The following is a 235-nucleotide window of genomic DNA, read 5'->3' as shown; positions in this document are numbered from 1 at the left end:
ACCAAGTAACTCCTCACTCATTCCTACTTTAGGTATTTCATGAATTGTAGAGAGAGCATCGTAGTAAAACCTACAATGTTTATCATGAATTTCGGTTAAATAAAGCTCTGTAATCTCTTCTAGCATATGTGATTGGCGTTCATATAACTTATTATTTAAATGTTTTTGGAGTGCTCGGTATACACCTTCTGTCATCGTTTCCCCAGCACCAATACCGATATCAGTATGTTCGGGG

1 pseudogene is annotated in these 235 nt (G+C 37.0%); it reads right to left on the bottom strand.

Going from position 1 to position 235, the window contains the following annotated elements:
* Positions 1–235 (bottom strand): annotated as a pseudogene (locus SB775_RS33915) (bacteriocin maturation protein); the annotation flags it as partial.

The sequence above is a fragment of the Peribacillus sp. SIMBA_075 genome, assembly GCF_046534585.1.
This window is presented reverse-complemented; position numbering and strand designations above follow the sequence as displayed.